The 18,003-nt window shown below is 68.6% G+C and carries 14 protein-coding genes; all 14 read left to right on the forward strand.

The features are described 5' to 3' along the window. The first annotated feature begins 7 nt into the window (after positions 1-7). The 14 genes from OG870_RS27430 (at position 8) to recQ (ending at position 17,945) form a co-directional block, all read left to right on the forward strand. Positions 8-562 (forward strand): NuoB/complex I 20 kDa subunit family protein, encoded by a 555-nt coding sequence (locus tag OG870_RS27430; protein WP_030610600.1) that lies wholly within the window; start codon positions 8-10, stop codon positions 560-562. Continuing rightward, complete coding sequence (locus tag OG870_RS27435) at positions 559-1,338, forward strand: NADH-quinone oxidoreductase subunit C (RefSeq protein ID WP_266519462.1); 780 nt, start codon at positions 559-561, stop codon at positions 1,336-1,338. Before OG870_RS27430 ends, OG870_RS27435 begins: the two co-directional genes overlap by 4 nt. Then, positions 1,335-2,675 carry an NADH-quinone oxidoreductase subunit D gene (locus OG870_RS27440; protein ID WP_327691622.1) on the forward strand — a complete coding sequence of 447 codons (1,341 nt, stop codon included), beginning with the start codon at positions 1,335-1,337 and terminating at the stop codon, positions 2,673-2,675. The genes OG870_RS27435 and OG870_RS27440 overlap by 4 nt, the downstream gene beginning before the upstream one ends. Further along, positions 2,672-3,544 (forward strand): NADH-quinone oxidoreductase subunit NuoE, encoded by an 873-nt coding sequence (gene nuoE / locus OG870_RS27445; protein ID WP_327691624.1) that lies wholly within the window; start codon positions 2,672-2,674, stop codon positions 3,542-3,544. Before OG870_RS27440 ends, nuoE begins: the two co-directional genes overlap by 4 nt. Next, positions 3,544-4,890 carry an NADH-quinone oxidoreductase subunit NuoF gene (gene nuoF, locus OG870_RS27450; protein ID WP_405659251.1) on the forward strand — a complete coding sequence of 449 codons (1,347 nt, stop codon included), beginning with the start codon at positions 3,544-3,546 and terminating at the stop codon, positions 4,888-4,890. The genes nuoE and nuoF overlap by 1 nt, the downstream gene beginning before the upstream one ends. Next, entirely contained in the window at positions 4,887-7,391 is a 2,505-nt protein-coding gene (locus OG870_RS27455) for an NADH-quinone oxidoreductase subunit G (protein ID WP_266589320.1), read from the forward strand. Before nuoF ends, OG870_RS27455 begins: the two co-directional genes overlap by 4 nt. After that, the gene (gene nuoH, locus OG870_RS27460; RefSeq protein WP_266519479.1) at positions 7,388-8,752 is read left to right on the forward strand and encodes an NADH-quinone oxidoreductase subunit NuoH; all 1,365 of its coding nucleotides are present in this window, start codon (positions 7,388-7,390) and stop codon (positions 8,750-8,752) included. Before OG870_RS27455 ends, nuoH begins: the two co-directional genes overlap by 4 nt. Next, complete coding sequence (gene nuoI / locus OG870_RS27465) at positions 8,745-9,356, forward strand: NADH-quinone oxidoreductase subunit NuoI (RefSeq protein ID WP_266519481.1); 612 nt, start codon at positions 8,745-8,747, stop codon at positions 9,354-9,356. The genes nuoH and nuoI overlap by 8 nt, the downstream gene beginning before the upstream one ends. Then, positions 9,353-10,189: an NADH-quinone oxidoreductase subunit J gene (locus OG870_RS27470; RefSeq protein ID WP_266519483.1), complete on the forward strand. Its 837-nt coding sequence runs from the start codon at positions 9,353-9,355 to the stop codon at positions 10,187-10,189. The genes nuoI and OG870_RS27470 overlap by 4 nt, the downstream gene beginning before the upstream one ends. Then, positions 10,186-10,485, forward strand: coding sequence for an NADH-quinone oxidoreductase subunit NuoK (gene nuoK / locus OG870_RS27475; RefSeq protein ID WP_242779136.1), 300 nt, complete (start codon positions 10,186-10,188; stop codon positions 10,483-10,485). Before OG870_RS27470 ends, nuoK begins: the two co-directional genes overlap by 4 nt. A 15-nt stretch (positions 10,486-10,500) precedes the next feature. Further along, positions 10,501-12,396 (forward strand): NADH-quinone oxidoreductase subunit L, encoded by a 1,896-nt coding sequence (gene nuoL / locus OG870_RS27480; RefSeq protein WP_266519488.1) that lies wholly within the window; start codon positions 10,501-10,503, stop codon positions 12,394-12,396. A gap of 5 nt (positions 12,397-12,401) precedes the next feature. Continuing rightward, on the forward strand, positions 12,402-13,973 hold the full coding sequence (locus OG870_RS27485) for an NADH-quinone oxidoreductase subunit M (protein WP_327691625.1): 1,572 nt from the start codon (positions 12,402-12,404) through the stop codon (positions 13,971-13,973). Further along, a complete protein-coding gene (gene nuoN, locus OG870_RS27490; protein WP_266519492.1) occupies positions 13,970-15,628 on the forward strand; it encodes an NADH-quinone oxidoreductase subunit NuoN in 1,659 nt (552 codons plus the stop codon). The genes OG870_RS27485 and nuoN overlap by 4 nt, the downstream gene beginning before the upstream one ends. A 241-nt stretch (positions 15,629-15,869) precedes the next feature. Next, on the forward strand, positions 15,870-17,945 hold the full coding sequence (gene recQ / locus OG870_RS27495) for a DNA helicase RecQ (protein ID WP_266520553.1): 2,076 nt from the start codon (positions 15,870-15,872) through the stop codon (positions 17,943-17,945). Positions 17,946-18,003: the final 58 nt, after the last annotated feature.

Raw genomic sequence — 18,003 nt, forward strand, 5'->3', positions numbered from 1 at the left:
TTAGAACATGGGACTCGAAGAAAAGCTGCCGAGCGGCTTCCTGCTGACCACCGTCGAGCAGGCCGCGGGCTGGGTGCGCAAGGCGTCCGTCTTCCCGGCCACGTTCGGCCTCGCCTGCTGCGCCATCGAAATGATGACCACCGGCGCCGGTCGCTACGACCTGGCGCGCTTCGGCATGGAGGTCTTCCGAGGTTCGCCCCGCCAGGCGGACCTGATGATCGTGGCCGGCCGGGTGAGCCAGAAGATGGCGCCGGTGCTGCGCCAGGTCTATGACCAGATGCCGAACCCCAAGTGGGTGATCTCCATGGGGGTCTGCGCCTCCTCGGGCGGCATGTTCAACAACTACGCGATCGTCCAGGGCGTCGACCACATCGTTCCGGTCGACATCTATCTGCCCGGCTGCCCGCCACGGCCCGAGATGCTGTTGGACGCCATCCTCAAGCTCCACCAGAAGATCCAGAGCTCCAAGCTCGGCGTGAACGCCGAGGAGGCGGCTCGCGAGGCGGAGGAAGCGGCGCTCAAGGCCCTGCCCACGATCGAGATGAAGGGGCTGCTGCGGTGAGCGACGCGAACGGCACCAACGGTGCGTCGAACGGGGTGAACCCCGAAAAGGACCTCGGCGCCTCCAACCTCCCCGGCCAGCGCGGCGACGGCGGCGAGGAGATCCGCGTCCAGCGCGGCATGTTCGGCGCCAACAACGGCGGCGACACCTCCGGCTACGGCGGCCTGGTCCGCTCGGTCCGGCTCCCTGGTCCGGCGGCCCGCCCCTACGGCGGCCCACGCGGCGGAGCCGCATATGGATACTTTGACGAGGTCGCCGACGAACTGGAAGGCGCCCTGGAGGAACAGGGTCTGCTCCCCGACAACGCGATCGAGAAAACGGTTGTCGACCGCGGCGAACTCACCTTCCACATCGAGCGCGAGCACCTGCTGCGCGTCGCCCGCACCCTGCGCGACGACCCGGCCCTGCGCTTCGAGCTGTGCACCGGGGTCAGCGGAGTCCACTATCTCCACGACAAGGGCCGCGAGCTGCACGCCGTCTACCACCTGCGCTCGATCACCCACAACCGGCTGATCCGCCTGGAGGTCAGCGCCCCGGACGCCGACCCGCACATCCCGTCCCTGGTCTCCGTCTATCCGACCAACGACTGGCACGAGCGCGAGACCTACGACTTCTTCGGGATCGTCTTCGACGGCCACCCGGCGCTGACGCGGATCATGATGCCGGACGACTGGCAGGGCCATCCGCAGCGCAAGGACTACCCCCTCGGCGGCATCCCCGTCGAGTACAAGGGCGCCCAGATTCCGGCTCCGGACCAGCGGAGGTCGTACTCATGAGCACGCAGTCAACATCCGCGGCCTCCGCCGCCTCGGCCCGCGAGACCACCGAAGGCACCGTGTATACGGTCACCGGTGGCGACTGGGACGAGATCGTCCAGGCCGCGGCCCGTGCCGACGACGAGCGCATCGTCCTCAACATGGGCCCGCAGCACCCCTCCACCCACGGTGTGCTCCGCCTGATCCTGGAGATCGACGGCGAGACGGTCACCGAGGCCCGTTGCGGCATCGGCTACCTCCACACCGGCATCGAGAAGAACCTCGAGTTCCGCACGTGGACGCAGGGCACCACGTTCGTGACGCGCATGGACTACCTGACGTCCTTCTTCAACGAGACCGCCTACTGTCTCGCCGTCGAGAAGCTCCTCGGCGTCGAGGACCAGATCACCGAGCGAGCCAAGATCATCCGGGTTCTCCTGATGGAGCTGAACCGGCTCTCCTCGCACCTGGTGTGCATCGCCACCGGCGGCATGGAACTCGGCGCCACCACGATCATGATCTACGGATTCCGTGATCGTGAAATGATTCTCGACATCTACGAGCTCATCACGGGCCTTCGGATGAACCACGCGTACATCCGCCCCGGCGGACTCGCGCAGGACCTGCCGCCCGGCGCGGTGGACCACATCCGCGAGTTCGTGAAGAAGATGAAGAAGAACCTCCCGGAGTACGACAAGCTCGCCACCGGGAACCCCATCTTCAAGGCCCGTATGCAGGACGTCGGCTACCTCGACCTGGCCGGCTGCATGGCCCTCGGCGCCACCGGCCCGATCCTGCGCTCCACCGGCCTGCCGCACGACCTGCGCAAGACGCAGCCGTACTGCGACTACGAGACATACGACTTCGAGGTCCCGACCGCCGACACCTGCGACTCCTACGGCCGCTTCCTGATCCGCCTAGAGGAGATGCGCCAGTCGCTCGGGATCGTCGAGCAGTGCCTGGACCGGCTGCAGCCCGGCCCGGTCATGGTCGCCGACAAGAAGATCGCCTGGCCCGCGCAGCTCGCCCTGGGGCCGGACGGCCTCGGAAACTCCCTCGACCACATCAAGAAGATCATGGGCACCTCCATGGAGGCCCTGATCCACCACTTCAAGCTGGTCACCGAGGGCTTCCGCGTACCGCCGGGACAGGCGTACGCGGCCGTCGAGTCGCCCAAGGGCGAACTCGGGGTGCACGCCGTGTCCGACGGCGGCACCCGCCCCTTCCGGGTCCACTTCCGTGACCCGTCCTTCACCAACCTGCAAGCCATGGCGGCGATGTGCGAGGGCGGCCAGGTCGCCGACGTCATCGTCGCTGTCGCGTCCATCGACCCCGTGATGGGAGGCGTCGACCGGTGACCACCTCTTCTTCGGAGCGGGGCGTCAGCCTGGGCATGCCCGGACTGCCCGCGCCCGCCTACCCGGACGACGTCCGAGCCCGGCTGGAGACAGACGCGCGCGAGGTGATCGCCCGCTACCCCGACTCCCGGTCCGCGCTCCTGCCGTTGCTGCATCTCGTGCAGTCGGAGGAGGGCCATGTCACGCGCACCGGGATGCAGTTCTGCGCGGACGTGCTGGACCTGACCACGGCCGAGGTCACCGCGGTCGCCACCTTCTACACCATGTACCGGCGCAGGCCGAGCGGTGACTACCAGGTGGGCGTCTGCACCAACACCCTGTGCGCGGTGATGGGCGGTGACGCGATCTTCGAAGAGCTCCAGGAGCACCTCGGCGTCGGCAACGGCGAGACCACCGACGACGGCAAGGTCACCCTGGAGCACATCGAGTGCAACGCGGCCTGCGACTTCGCGCCGGTCGTGATGGTCAACTGGGAGTTCTTCGACAACCAGACCCCGGGCAGTGCCAAGCGCCTCGTAGACGATCTGCGCGCGGGCAGGAGCGTGGAGCCCACGCGTGGGGCGCGTCTGTGCACCTTCAAGGAGACCGCGCGGATTCTGGCCGGCTTCCCCGACGAGCGGCCCGGGGCCGTCGAGGCAGGCGGCAGTGCGGGACCGGCGTCGCTGGTGGGCCTTCGCCTGGCAAGGGGAGAGGCCGCACCCGCGCGCGTGGTCCATCCGCGGGACGGCGGCCCGCACGACGAGCCGCCGGACAGGGCAGTGCACGAGCCGTCGCCGACCGAGCACCTCAGTTCGCACGATGCGCCGCACGACACGTCGGCCTCCGACCCGGCCCACCCGGCAGGGCCTGCCGCCGAGGAGGGGGAGTGATGACCTTGGCACCCGAACTGAAGGACACCAGTCCCGAGAAGCTGCTCGCACCCGTGCTGTCGGCCTTCTGGGACGAGGACCGGTCCTGGACTCTCGACGTCTACAAGAGGCACGACGGGTACGAGGGGCTCCGCAAGGCGCTCGCGATGTCCCCGGACGACTTGATCGCGTACGTCAAGGACTCCGGGTTGCGCGGCCGTGGCGGCGCGGGATTCCCGACGGGAATGAAATGGCAGTTCATTCCCCAGGGAGATGGAAAGCCGCACTATCTAGTTGTCAACGCCGACGAGTCGGAGCCCGGCACCTGCAAGGACATCCCGCTCCTCTTCGCGAACCCGCATAGCCTCATCGAGGGCATTGTCATCGCGTGTTATGCCATCAGGTCGTCGCATGCCTTCATCTATCTGCGTGGTGAAGTCGTCCCCGTATTGCGGCGGTTGCACGAGGCCGTGCGCGAGGCCTATGCGGCCGGCTACCTCGGCGAGAACATCCTGGGCAGCGGGCTCGACCTCCAGCTCACCGTGCACGCGGGCGCGGGCGCGTACATCTGCGGTGAGGAGACCGCACTGCTCGACTCGCTCGAAGGCCGCCGGGGTCAACCGCGGCTCCGTCCCCCTTTCCCTGCTGTCGCGGGCCTCTATGCGTGCCCGACTGTTGTGAATAACGTCGAGTCGATCGCGTCGGTTCCCGCAATCCTGACTCGGGGCAAAGAATGGTTCCGGTCGATGGGCAGCGAGAAGTCGCCGGGCTTCACGCTCTATTCGCTCAGCGGCCACGTCACGAGCCCCGGCCAGTACGAGGCCCCGCTCGGCATCACGCTCCGCCAGCTCCTCGAGATGAGCGGCGGCATGCGGCCGGGTCACCGGCTCAAGTTCTGGACGCCGGGCGGCTCGTCGACGCCGATGTTCACGGAAGAGCACCTCGACGTACCCCTTGACTACGAAGGGGTCGGCGCCGCCGGTTCGATGCTCGGCACCAAAGCCCTGCAGTGCTTCGACGAGACGACCTGCGTCGTGCGCGCCGTCACGCGTTGGACCGAGTTCTACGCCCACGAGTCCTGCGGCAAGTGCACCCCGTGCCGCGAAGGTACGTACTGGCTCGTGCAGTTGCTGCGCGACATCGAGGCCGGCAAGGGCGTCATGTCCGACCTCGACAAGCTGAACGACATCGCCGACAACATCAACGGCAAGTCCTTCTGCGCCCTCGGCGACGGCGCCGCCTCGCCGATCTTCTCCTCGCTCAAGTACTTCCGTGAGGAGTACGAGCAGCACATCACGGGCCGCGGCTGCCCCTTCGACCCGGCCAAGTCGACGGCCTGGGCCGACCGCACGGAGGTGAACGCATGACTGTGACCACCAATGCTCCCTCGGGAGGGGGAGAGGCGGCGGTCCCGCCGGAGGATCTCGTCTCGCTGACGATCGACGGCGCCGAGATCAGCGTGCCCAAGGGCACCCTGGTCATCCGGGCCGCCGAGCAACTCGGCATCGAGATCCCCCGGTTCTGCGACCATCCCCTCCTCGATCCGGCCGGCGCCTGCCGCCAGTGCATCGTCGAGGTCGAGGGCCAGCGCAAGCCGATGGCGTCCTGCACCATCACGTGCACGGACGGCATGGTGGTGAAAACCCACCTCACCTCGCCCGTCGCCGAGAAGGCACAGCACGGTGTGATGGAGCTGCTCCTCATCAACCACCCACTGGACTGTCCGGTCTGCGACAAGGGCGGCGAGTGCCCCCTGCAGAACCAGGCCATGTCCCACGGTCAGGCCGAGTCGCGGTTCGAGGGCAGGAAGCGGACCTACGAGAAGCCCGTACCGATCTCCACCCAGGTACTGCTCGACCGTGAGCGGTGCGTGCTGTGCGCACGCTGCACCCGCTTCTCCAACCAGATCGCGGGCGACCCGATGATCGAGCTGCTGGAGCGGGGCGCGCTGCAGCAGGTCGGAACGGGAGAGGGCGACCCCTTCGAGTCGTACTTCTCCGGCAACACCATCCAGATCTGCCCGGTCGGCGCGCTGACCTCGGCGGCGTATCGCTTCCGCTCCCGCCCCTTCGACCTGGTGTCGTCCCCGAGCGTGTGCGAGCACTGCTCCGGCGGCTGCGCCACCCGCACCGACCACCGGCGCGGCAAGGTCATGCGACGTCTCGCGGCCAACGACCCCGAGGTCAACGAGGAGTGGATCTGCGACAAGGGACGCTTCGCGTTCCGGTACGCGCAGCAGCGCGACCGGCTCCAGACGCCTCTGGTGCGCAACGCCGAGGGTGACCTCGAACCGGCCTCCTGGCCGGAGGCGCTGCAGATCGCCGCTCAGGGGCTGCTCGCCTCACGCGGCAGGACTGGCCTGCTGACCGGCGGCCGCCTCACCATCGAGGACGCCTACGCGTACAGCAAGTTCGCGCGCGTGGCGCTCGACACGAACGACATCGACTTCCGCGCGCGCGTGCACAGCAGCGAGGAGTCCGACTTCCTCGCCGCCAAGGTCGCCGGTCGCGGTCGTGATCTCGACGGTACGGGCGTCACGTACACCGCCCTGGAGAAGGCGCCCGCCGTTCTGCTGGTCGGGTTCGAGGCCGAGGAGGAGGCGCCCGGCGTCTTCCTGCGGCTGCGCAAGGCCTGGCGTGGGCACGGGCAGAAGGTGTTCTCGCTGGCCACGCACGCCACGCGCGGTCTGGAGAAGGCCGGAGGCACGCTGCTGCCGGCCGCCCCGGGCACCGAGACCGAGTGGCTGGACGCACTCGCGAGCGGAGTCGGCCTGGAGGATCCCGGCGCGAAGGCCGCCGAGGCGCTGCGCGCCGAGGGCGCGGTGATCGTCGTCGGCGAGCGACTGGCCGCGGTGGAGGGCGGGCTGACCGCCGCCGTACGGGCAGCGGCCGCCACCGGCGCCCAGCTGGTGTGGATCCCGCGGCGGGCCGGTGAGCGCGGTGCCCTCGAGGTGGGTGCGCTGCCCTCGCTGCTGCCGGGCGGCCGTCCGGCCACCGATCCACGCGCGCGTGAAGAGGTAGCCGCGGTCTGGGGCGTGGCCGAACTCCCGCACCGCTACGGCCGCGACACGGGCCAGATCGTCGAGGCCGCCGCGTCCGGCGAGCTGCAGGCCCTGGTGGTCGCGGGCGTGGAGGTCGCCGACCTGCCCGACCCGGCACGCGCGCGTGAAGCACTTCACGAGGCCGGTTTCGTGGTGTCACTGGAGCTGCGGCCCAGCGAGGTCAGCGAGCGCGCGGACGTCGTGCTCCCCGTCGCCGCGGTCGCCGAGAAGGCCGGCGCGTTCCTCAACTGGGAGGGCCGGGTGCGCTTCTTCGAGGCCGCGCTCAAGCCGGACCAGATGATCCGCCGGCTCGCGCCCACCGACGCGCGCGTGCTGCAGATGCTGGCCGACGCCATGGACGTACACCTGGGTCTGCCGGACCTGCGCACCGTGCGTGCGGAGCTGGACCGGCTGGGCGCCTGGGACGGTCCGCGGGCCACCGAACCGCTGGACACCGCGGCCCAGTTGCCGCGGCCCGCCGCAGGGGAGGCCGTACTCGCCGGACATCGGCTGCTGCTCGACCGCGGTGTCCTCCAGGAGGGCGACGAGGCGCTCGCCGGAACCCGGCACGCGGCCCACGCGCGCGTGTCGGCCGCGACGGCCGCAGAAGCCGGCGTCAAGGACGGCGACGCCCTCGCCGTGACCGGACCCGCCGGAGTCGTCGAACTCCCACTGCAGATCACGGAGATGCCGGACCGGGTGGTCTGGCTTCCGCTGAACTCCGCAGGCGGCGGCGTCGCCTCCGACACCGGGGCGCTGCCCGGCGCTCTCGTCCGCATCGGCCCGGCGACGCTCGTCGGCGAGGCCCCGAAGGAGGTGGAGGCATGAGCCCGTACCTCGCCGCTGAAGACCTCTCCATGTTCGGCCACGACCCCTGGTGGCTGGTCGTCGTCAAGGCGGTCTTCTGCTTCGCGTTCCTGATGGTGACCGTGCTGTTCTCCATCGTCTGGGAGCGCAAGGTCGTCGCCTGGATGCAGCTGCGTATCGGCCCCAACCGGCACGGCCCCTGGGGCATGCTCCAGTCGCTCGCCGACGGCGTGAAGCTGATGCTCAAGGAAGACGTCATCGTGAAACGCGCGGACAAGGTCGTCTACGTCCTCGCACCGATCGTCGCGGCCATCCCGGCCTTCATGGCGATCGCGGTGATCCCCTTCGGCCCGGCCGACAACGAGATCTCGATCTTCGGCCAGCGCACGACGATGCAGCTGACGGACCTGCCGATCGCGATGCTGTTCATCCTCGCGGTCGCCTCGGTCGGCATCTACGGCATCGTGCTGGCGGGTTGGAGTTCCGGATCCACCTACCCGCTCCTCGGCGGCCTGCGCTCCTGCGCGCAGATGATCTCGTACGAGATCGCCATGGGCGCCGCCTTCGCCTCCGTGTTCCTCTACTCGGGGTCGATGTCGACGTCGACGATCGTCGAACAGCAGCACGACCGCTGGTACATCGTGCTTCTGCCGGTCTCCTTCATCATCTACATCGTCACGATGGTCGGCGAGACCAACCGCGCCCCCTTCGACATGCCGGAGTCCGAGGGCGACCTGGTCGGCGGCTTCAACACCGAGTACTCGTCGATCAAGTTCGCGCTGTTCATGCTCGCCGAGTACGTGAACATGGTGACGGTCTCGGCCGTGTCGACCACGCTCTTCCTCGGCGGCTGGCGCGCCCCCTGGCCGATCAGCACCTTCTGGGAGGGCGCGAACCACGGCTGGTGGCCGATGCTGTGGTTCGTGATCAAGGTCCAGCTGCTGCTGTTCTTCTTCATCTGGCTGCGCGGCACCCTCCCGCGGGTCCGCTACGACCAGTTGATGAAGCTCGGCTGGAAGGTCCTCATCCCGGTCTCCGTGGTCTGGCTGATGCTGGTCGCCACGGTGCGAGCGATGAAGAACGAGAACTACGACTTCGCCGACATCGCCCTCTACATCGGCGCCGGCGTCCTCGCCCTGTTGCTGCTGTCCTTCGTCGCCGACATGTTCCGCGAGAAGGCGAAGGGCGCCGGACAGCCCGCCGCGGAAGCTGCCGGATTCGACCCTATGGCAGGCGGATTCCCCGTGCCGCCGCTGCCGGGACAGGAGCTGCCGGCGACGCCCAGGCGCCGTCCGCACCGTGAGCGGGAGCTCATTGTCAGTGGCGGGTCGGATACTGCCAGTGACGGATCTTCGGAGGGAAAGGAGGCGTCCGATGGCTGAGGAGCCCAAGGAGACCGAGCAGTTGAAGCCTGGCTTCATGAACCCCGTCGCAGGCTTCGGCGTGACCTTCAAGGCCATGTTCAAGAAGCGGCTGACCGAGCAGTACCCGGAGCAGCAGAAGACCACCGCCCCCCGATTCCATGGACGGCACCAGCTCAATCGCCATCCGGACGGCCTGGAGAAGTGTGTCGGCTGCGAGCTGTGCGCCTGGGCCTGCCCCGCCGACGCCATCTATGTCGAGGGCGCCGACAACACGGAGGAGGAGCGCTACTCGCCGGGCGAGCGGTACGGGCGCGTCTACCAGATCAACTACGCCCGCTGCATCCTGTGCGGCCTGTGCATCGAGGCGTGCCCCACGCGCGCGCTCACGATGACCAACGAGTTCGAGCTCGCCGACAGCAGCCGCGCCAACCTCATCTACACCAAGGAACAGCTGCTCGCCGGCCTCGAAGAGGGCATGGTCGACAGCCCGCACGCAATCTACCCCGGGATGGACGAGCAGGACTACTACCGAGGGCTCGTCACCGAGGCCGCGCCCGGCACCGAGCCCCAAGCCGCCGTGTCCAAGGGCGAGCAGCCCAGGGAAGAGGGGGCCGAGGCATGAGTAACCTCGCCGCCTACTCCACCTCCACCGGAGAGGCCTTCCAGTTCTGGGTCCTCGGCACCGTCGCCGTGATCGGCGCGCTGGCCACCGTGTTCATGAAGAAGGCCGTGCACAGTGCTCTGTCGCTGGCCGGCACCATGATCATCCTGGCGGTGTTCTACCTCGCCAACGGCGCCTACTTCCTGGGCATCGTGCAGGTCGTCGTCTACACCGGCGCGATCATGATGTTGTTCCTGTTCGTGGTGATGCTCGTCGGCGTGACGGCCGCGGACTCCCTGAAGGAGACCATCAAGGGCCAGCGCTGGCTGGCCCTTCTCTGCGGGCTCGGCTTCGGCATCCTGCTGTTCGCCGGGATCGGCAACGCGTCCCTCACGGAGTTCAACGGCCTCGGTGAGGCGAACGCGAACGGCAACGTGGAGGGCCTCGCCGCCCTCATCTTCACCAAGTACGTGTTCGCCTTCGAAATCACCGGCGCCCTGCTGATCACGGCCGCCGTCGGCGCCATGGTGCTCACCCACCGCGAGCGCACGGAGCGCGCAAAGACGCAGCGCGAGCTGTCCGAAGAGCGCGTCCGCGAGGGCAAGCACCTCCCGCCGCTGCCGGCGCCCGGTGTGTACGCCCGGCACAACGCGGTGGACATCGCGGGTCTGCTGCCCGACGGCACCCCGTCCGAGCTCACCGTCAACAAGACGCTGCGTGAACGCGGCCAGATCCGTGACGTGTCGTCGGAGGCGCTCAACGACCTCAAGGCGCTGGAGCAGCGCGCGGAGGAGCGCCTGGAGCGCACCGAGGTCGAGCGGGCCACCTTCAAGCGGGAGGAGGCGTCGAAGTGAACCCGGTCAACTACCTCTATCTCTCGGCCCTGTTGTTCACGATCGGCGCCACCGGCGTGCTGATCAGGCGCAACGCGATCGTCGTGTTCATGTGCATCGAGCTGATGCTGAACGCCTGCAACCTCGCGTTCGTCACCTTCTCCCGGATGCACGGCAATCTCGACGGCCAGATCATCGCCTTCTTCACGATGGTCGTCGCCGCCGCCGAGGTCGTGGTCGGGCTGGCGATCATCGTGTCCCTGTTCCGTTCCCGCCACTCGGCCTCGGTCGACGACGCCAGCCTGATGAAGCTCTGAGGGGTCGGAAGAATCGTGGAGAACCTGATTGCGCTGCTGGTGGCGGCGCCACTGCTCGGAGCGGCCGTACTGCTGTGCGGCGGCCGGCGGCTCGATGCCGTCGGCCACTGGATCGGCACGGTCCTCGCGGCCGCCTCCTTCGTCATCGGCGTCGTCCTCTTCGCCGACCTGCTGGGGAAGAACGCCGAGCACCGGACCCTGATGCAGCACCTGTGGACCTGGATTCCCGTCGAGGGATTCCAGGCGGACGTCACCTTCCGCCTCGACCAGCTGTCGATGACGTTCGTCCTGCTGATCACCGGTGTCGGCTCGCTGATCCATCTGTACTCGGTCGGGTATATGGAGCACGACGAGCGCCGCCGCCGCTTCTTCGGCTATCTGAACCTGTTCCTCGCGGCGATGCTCCTGCTGGTCCTCGCCGACAACTACCTGCTGCTGTACGTCGGCTGGGAGGGCGTCGGTCTGGCGTCCTACCTGCTGATCGGCTTCTGGCAGCACAAGCCCAGCGCGGCGACGGCGGCCAAGAAGGCCTTCCTGGTCAACCGCGTCGGCGACATGGGCCTGTCCATCGCCATCATGCTGATGTTCTCGACGTTCGGGACCTTCGCCTTCGGGCCGGTGTTCGACAGCGTCGGCAACACATCCGAGGGCAAGCTCACGGCGATCGCCCTGATGCTCCTGCTCGCCGCGTGCGGCAAGTCCGCACAGGTGCCGCTGCAGTCCTGGCTCGGGGACGCGATGGAGGGCCCGACCCCGGTCTCGGCCCTCATCCACGCCGCGACGATGGTGACCGCGGGCGTGTACCTGATCGTCCGCTCCGCAGCGATCTTCAACGCGGCGCCCGACGCGCAGTTGGCGGTCACCGTGGTCGGTGCCGTCACGCTCCTGTTCGGTGCGATCGTCGGTTGCGCGAAGGACGACATCAAGAAGGCGCTGGCCGGCTCGACCATGTCGCAGATCGGCTACATGGTGCTGGCGGCGGGCCTCGGCCCCATCGGCTACGTCTTCGCGATCATGCACCTGGTGACGCACGGCTTCTTCAAGGCCGGGCTCTTCCTCGGCGCCGGCTCGGTCATGCACGGCATGAACGACGAGGTGGACATGAGGAAGTACGGCGGCCTCAGGAAGTACATGCCGGTCACCTTCATCACCTTCGGCCTCGGCTACCTCGCCATCATCGGCTTCCCGGGACTGTCCGGCTTCTTCTCCAAGGACAAGATCATCGAGGCGGCGTTCGCCAAGGGCGGCACCGAGGGCTGGATCCTCGGCGGCTGCGCACTGCTGGGCGCGGCGATCACGGCGTACTACATGACGCGCGTGATGCTGATGACGTTCTTCGGAGAGAAGCGTTGGCAGCCCGATGAGAACGGCAACGAGCCGCACCCGCACGAGTCGCCCAAGACCATGACGATCCCCATGATCGTGCTGGCCGTGGGATCCGTCGCCGCGGGCTTCCTGTTCAACCTCCAGAACAACTTCCTGCACTGGCTCGAACCGATCACCGGTCACCAGGAGGGCGACTCGCCGGTCAGCGCCCTCACGGTCACGCTGGCCACCATGGTCGTCCTGGTCGTCGGTGTCGCCATCGCGTACGCCCAGTACGGCCGACGCCCGGTCCCGGTCGTCGCCCCGCGCGGGTCGCTGCTCACCCGAGCCGCCCGGCGCGACCTGCTGCAGGACGACTTCAACCACGTCGTCCTGGTCCGCGGCGGCGAGCACCTCACGCGCTCCCTGGTGTACGTCGACCACACCCTGGTCGACGGTGTCGTCAACGGCACGGCGGCCTCGGTCGGCGGCCTGTCCGGACGGCTGCGCCGACTCCAGAACGGCTTCGCGCGGTCGTACGCGGTCTCGATGTTCGGCGGTGCGGCGGTCCTCATCGCCGCGACCCTGCTGATGAGGGCGGTCTGATACCGATGTCCTTTCCTCTGCTGACAGCGACGGCGGTCCTCCCGGCCCTCGGGGCGGTCGCCACGGCAGCCGTGCCGGCCGCGCAACGCACCAAGGCCAAATGGCTGGCGCTGCTCGTCTCGCTCGCCACACTCGCCCTCGCGATCACCATCCTGGTCCGCTTCGACCCGGACGGCGACCGCTACCAGCTCACCGAATCACACGCGTGGATCGCGGACTTCGGGGTCAAGTACGAGCTGGGCGTGGACGGCATCGCGGTCGCCCTGATCGCGCTGACTGCCCTGCTGATGCCGTTCATCATCCTCGCGGGCTGGCACGACGCCGACCCGCTGGAGACCGGCAGCAAGCGGTGGCGGCCGACGCAGGGCTTCTTCGCCCTGATCCTGGCCGTCGAGGCGATGGTGATCATCTCCTTCGAGGCCACCGACGTCTTCCTCTTCTACATCTTCTTCGAAGCCATGCTCATCCCGATGTACTTCCTCATCGGCGGCTTCGGGGACCGTGCCCACGAGCACGGCGAGGAGGCGGCGTCGACGCAGCGGTCGTACGCGGCGGTGAAATTCCTCCTCTACAACCTGGTCGGCGGCCTCATCATGCTGGCCGCGGTGATCGGCCTCTACGTGGTCGCAGGCAACTTCAGCCTCCAGGAGATCGTGCAGGCCCGCGCCAACGGCTCGCTGCACATGGCGACCAACACCGAGCGCTGGCTGTTCCTCGGCTTCTTCTTCGCGTTCGCGGTGAAGGCGCCGCTGTGGCCACTGCACACCTGGCTGCCCAACGCGATGCAGGAGTCCACCGCACCGGTGGCCGTGCTCATCACGGCGGTCGTCGACAAAGTGGGCACCTTCGCGATGCTCCGCTTCTGCCTCCAGCTGTTCCCGGAGGCGTCGAAGTGGGCGACGCCCGCCATCCTCGTCCTCGCCCTGATCAGCATCATCTACGGGGCGCTGCTCGCCGTCGGCCAGCGGGACATCAAGCGGCTGGTGGCGTACGCGTCGATCTCGCACTTCGGGTTCATCATCATGGGCATCTTCGCGATGACCAGCCAGGGGCAGTCCGGGGCCACGCTCTACATGGTCAACCACGGTATTTCCACCGCCGCGTTGATGCTGGTGGCGGGCTTCCTGATCTCCCGGCGCGGGTCGCGGCTCATCGCCGACTACGGCGGTGTGCAGAAGGTCGCACCGGTGCTCGCCGGAACGTTCCTGATCGGCAGCCTGGCCACTCTGTCGCTCCCCGGTCTCGCGCCGTTCGTGAGTGAATTCCTGGTCCTGGTCGGCACGTTCACGCGCTATCCGGCAATCGGGATCATCGCGACATTCGGCATCGTGCTCGCCGCGCTCTACACCCTCGTCCTCTATCAGCGGATGATGACGGGCCCGGTGAAGGCGGAGGTCTCCGCGATGCCTGACCTGCGCGCGCGTGAACTCGTGGTCGTGGCGCCCCTGATCGTTCTGCTGATCTTCCTGGGCGTGTACCCGAAGCCGGTCACGGACATCGTGAACCCGGCGGTCAAGTCGACTTTGTCCGACGTGCACAAGAAAGACCCCAAGCCCGCAGTGGAGGCGGCCAAGTGAGCGCATCAGCCGTCCACAGCCTGTGGACAACGGCGGCAACCGCGGCCGACCCGATCGCGAAGATCCCCGCACCGAAGATCGAATACGGGCAATTGTCGCCCACCCTGATCGTCCTGGGCGCGGCGATCGTCGGGGTACTGGTCGAGGCGTTCGTGCCGCGCAAGTCCCGCTACTACGCACAGGTGTTCGTGTCCGCGGTCGCGCTCTGCGCCGCCTTCGCGGCGGTCGTGGCGCTCGCGGCCGACGGATACGGCACCACCAAGGCACACATCGCGGCGATGGGCGCGATCGCCGTCGACGGACCGTCCCTGTTCCTCCAGGGCACGATCCTGCTGGCCGGCCTCGTCAGCCTGTTCACCTTCGCCGAACGCCGCCTGGACCCGGAGGCGCACGGCAACCAGGTCGACTCCTTCGCCGCACAGGCGGCGTCCGTGCCGGGCAGCGAGAGCGAAAAGGCCGCGGTCAAGGCCGGGTTCACCACCACCGAGGTCTTCCCGCTGCTGCTCTTCGCGGTCGCGGGCATGCTGGTGTTCCCCTCGGCGAACGACCTGCTGACCCTGTTCGTGGCCCTGGAGGTCTTCTCCCTCCCGCTGTACCTGATGTGCGCCCTGGCCCGCCGCAAGCGGCTCATGTCGCAGGAGGCAGCGGTCAAGTACTTCCTGCTCGGCGCGTTCGCCTCCGCGTTCACGCTGTTCGGCATCGCGCTGCTGTACGGCTACGCGGGCTCGGTGTCGTACGCGCGGATCGCGCAGGTCGTCGACGGCACCGTCACGAACGTCGACCCAGCGCTCGCCGGCACCATGGGCAACGACGCGCTGCTGCTCGTCGGCGGCGCGATGATCGTCATGGGGCTGCTGTTCAAGGTGGGCGCCGTCCCGTTCCACATGTGGACGCCGGACGTCTACCAGGGCGCGCCGACCCCCGTGACCGGGTTCATGGCGGCGGCGACGAAGGTCGCGGCGTTCGGTGCGCTGCTTCGGCTGCTCTACGTCGTCCTGCCCGGGCTGCGCTGGGACTGGCGGCCGGTCATGTGGGCCGTCGCGATCGTCACCATGCTGGGCGGCGCGATCGTCGCGATCACGCAGACCGACATCAAGCGACTGCTGGCGTACTCGTCGATCGCGCACGCCGGATTCATCCTCGCGGGTGTCATCGCGACCTCGAAGGACGGCGTCTCGTCCGTCCTCTTCTACCTGGGCGCCTACTCCTTCGTGACCATCGGCGCCTTCGCGGTGGTCACACTGGTGCGGGACGCGGGCGGCGAGGCGACGCACCTGTCCAAGTGGGCCGGCCTCGGACGCCGCTCCCCGCTGGTGGCGGCCGTGTTCGCGGTGTTCCTGCTGGCCTTCGCCGGCATTCCGCTGACCTCCGGTTTCTCCGGGAAGTTCGCCGTGTTCAAGGCGGCGGCGGAGGGCGGCGCGGCCCCGCTGGTCGTGGTCGGTGTGATCTCGTCCGCGGTCGCCGCGTTCTTCTACATCCGCGTGATCGTGCTGATGTTCTTCAGCGAGCCGCGTCCCGACGGCCCGACGGTCGCCGTCCCGTCGCCGCTGACGATGACCGCGATCGGGTTCGGTGTCGTGGTCACGCTGGTGCTCGGTGTGGCGCCGCAGTACTTCCTGGACCTGGCGAGCCAGGCCGGAGTGTTCGTGCGCTGACGGGCTGTGGCTGTACGTCCGAGAGGCCCCGGTTCCGCAGGTGGGAACCGGGGCCTTCGCGCGTCCCGCGCTGCTCGCCCAGCGCTCGCGCGCCGGTCACCCCGTGCTCCCCGCGCTCCCCGCGCTCATGCCGGCCGCACATGTGTCCGGACCTGTGGATAACTCCGGCACTGTCGGTGCCGACCCCTATCGTGGACGCAGTGGTCGAGGGACGACGCACGGGGGACGAGCGATGCACGGAATGGGCGGGACGGTTGTGACGACCGCAGCACACACATCGGCGGCACACGGCGAGAGCGAGGCGCTGGCCACACTCCACCGCGTCTTCGGGTACGACAGCTTCCGCGGCGAGCAGGAAGCGGTCATCGAGCATGTGGTGACCGGCGGCGACGCGGTGGTCCTCATGCCGACCGGTGGCGGCAAGTCCCTGTGCTACCAGATCCCGGCCCTGGTCAGACCTGGTACGGGCATCGTGGTCTCGCCCCTCATCGCGCTGATGCAGGACCAGGTGGACGCGCTGCGGGCGCTCGGCGTGCGTGCCGGGTTCATGAACTCCACGCAGGACTTCGGCGAGCGCAGAGTGGTCGAGGCCGAGTATCTGGCCGGCGAGCTGGACCTGCTGTACCTGGCGCCGGAGCGGCTGCGGCTCGACTCGACGCTCGACCTTCTCTCCCGTGGCAAGATCGCGCTCTTCGCCATCGACGAGGCGCACTGCGTGTCCCAGTGGGGCCACGACTTCCGCCCCGACTACCTGGCCCTCTCCCTGCTCGGCGAGCGCTGGCCCGACGTCCCGCGGATCGCGCTCACGGCCACGGCCACGCACGCCACGCATCAGGAGATCACCCAGCGGCTCCACATGCCGACGGCCCGGCACTTCGAGGCGAGCTTCGACCGGCCCAACATCCAGTACCGCATCGTGCCCAAGGCCGACCCCAAGAAGCAGCTGCTGAGCTTCCTGCGCGAGGAGCACGCCGGGGACGCGGGCATCGTCTACTGCCTGTCCCGCAAGTCGGTGGAGTCGACGGCGGAGTTCCTCAGCCGCAGCGGCATCGAGGCCGTGCCGTACCACGCGGGCCTGGACGCGGGCACGCGCGCGGCGCACCAGTCCCGGTTCCTGCGCGAGGAGGGCCTGGTCGTGGTGGCGACCATCGCCTTCGGGATGGGCATCGACAAGCCGGACGTGCGCTTCGTGGCCCACCTGGACCTGCCGAAGTCCGTCGAGGGCTACTACCAGGAAACGGGACGCGCCGGCCGGGACGGGTTGCCGTCGACGGCATGGATGGCATACGGCCTCAACGACGTCATACAGCAGCGCAAGCTGATCCAGTTGGGCGAGGGCGACGAGGCGTTCCGGCGCCGGGCCGGAGCCCACCTGGACTCGATGCTGGCGCTGTGCGAGACCGTCCAGTGCCGGCGCGGCCAGCTGCTCGCCTACTTCGGCCAGGACCCCGACCCGGCGGGCTGCGGCAACTGCGACACCTGCCTCACCCCGCCCGAGACCTGGGACGGCACGGTCGCGGCGCAGAAGGTGCTGTCGACGGTGGTGCGGCTGCAGCGCGAGCGCGGGCAGAAGTTCGGCGCGATCCAGATCGTCGACATCCTGCTCGGGAAACGCACGGCGAAGGTGATCCAGTTCGACCACGACCAGTTGTCCGTGTTCGGCATCGGCGAGGAACTCGCCGAGGGCGAATGGCGTGGTGTCGTACGGCAGTTGCTGGCGCAGGGACTGCTCGCCGTGGAGGGGGAGTACGGCACTCTGGTGCTGACCGAGGACAGCGGGACGGTGCTTCGGCGGGAGCGGGAGGTGCCCCTGCGCAAGGAGCCGAAGAAGCCGGCGCCCTCACGGTCGGCGTCGTCGTCCTCCGGAAAGGGCGAGCGCAAGGCCAAGGCCGCCGTGGCCGAGCTGCCCGAGGAGCTGCAGCCGGCGTTCGAGGCGCTGCGCGCCTGGCGCGCGGAGCAGGCCCGGGAGCAGGGCGTCCCGGCGTACGTCATCTTCCACGACGCCACGCTGCGGGAGATCGCCACCGCCTGGCCGACCTCGGTCACGCAGCTCGGCGGCATCAGCGGGGTCGGCGAGAAGAAGCTGGTGACGTACGGGGAGGGCGTGCTGGAGGTGCTCGCCGAGCTGGGCGGGGCACCCGGCTCGACCCCGACGGCCGGCTCGACCCCCACGGCCGACTCGTCTCCGGCAGTCGGTTCGTCTCCGGCAGCCGGTTCGGCGTCGGGGGCCGGTTCGGGGTCGGCCGGCGACGGCGGCCACGGTGATGACCACTGGCCCGAGATGGATGCCGAGCCGGAACCGGACGACTGGATATAGGCGAGGGGCGAGCCGACCGCCCGGGTCGGAGTTTGGTGCGCCGGGCAGTCGGTGGCAG

The organism is Streptomyces sp. NBC_00461, from assembly GCF_036013935.1.
Lineage (GTDB): Bacteria > Actinomycetota > Actinomycetes > Streptomycetales > Streptomycetaceae > Streptomyces.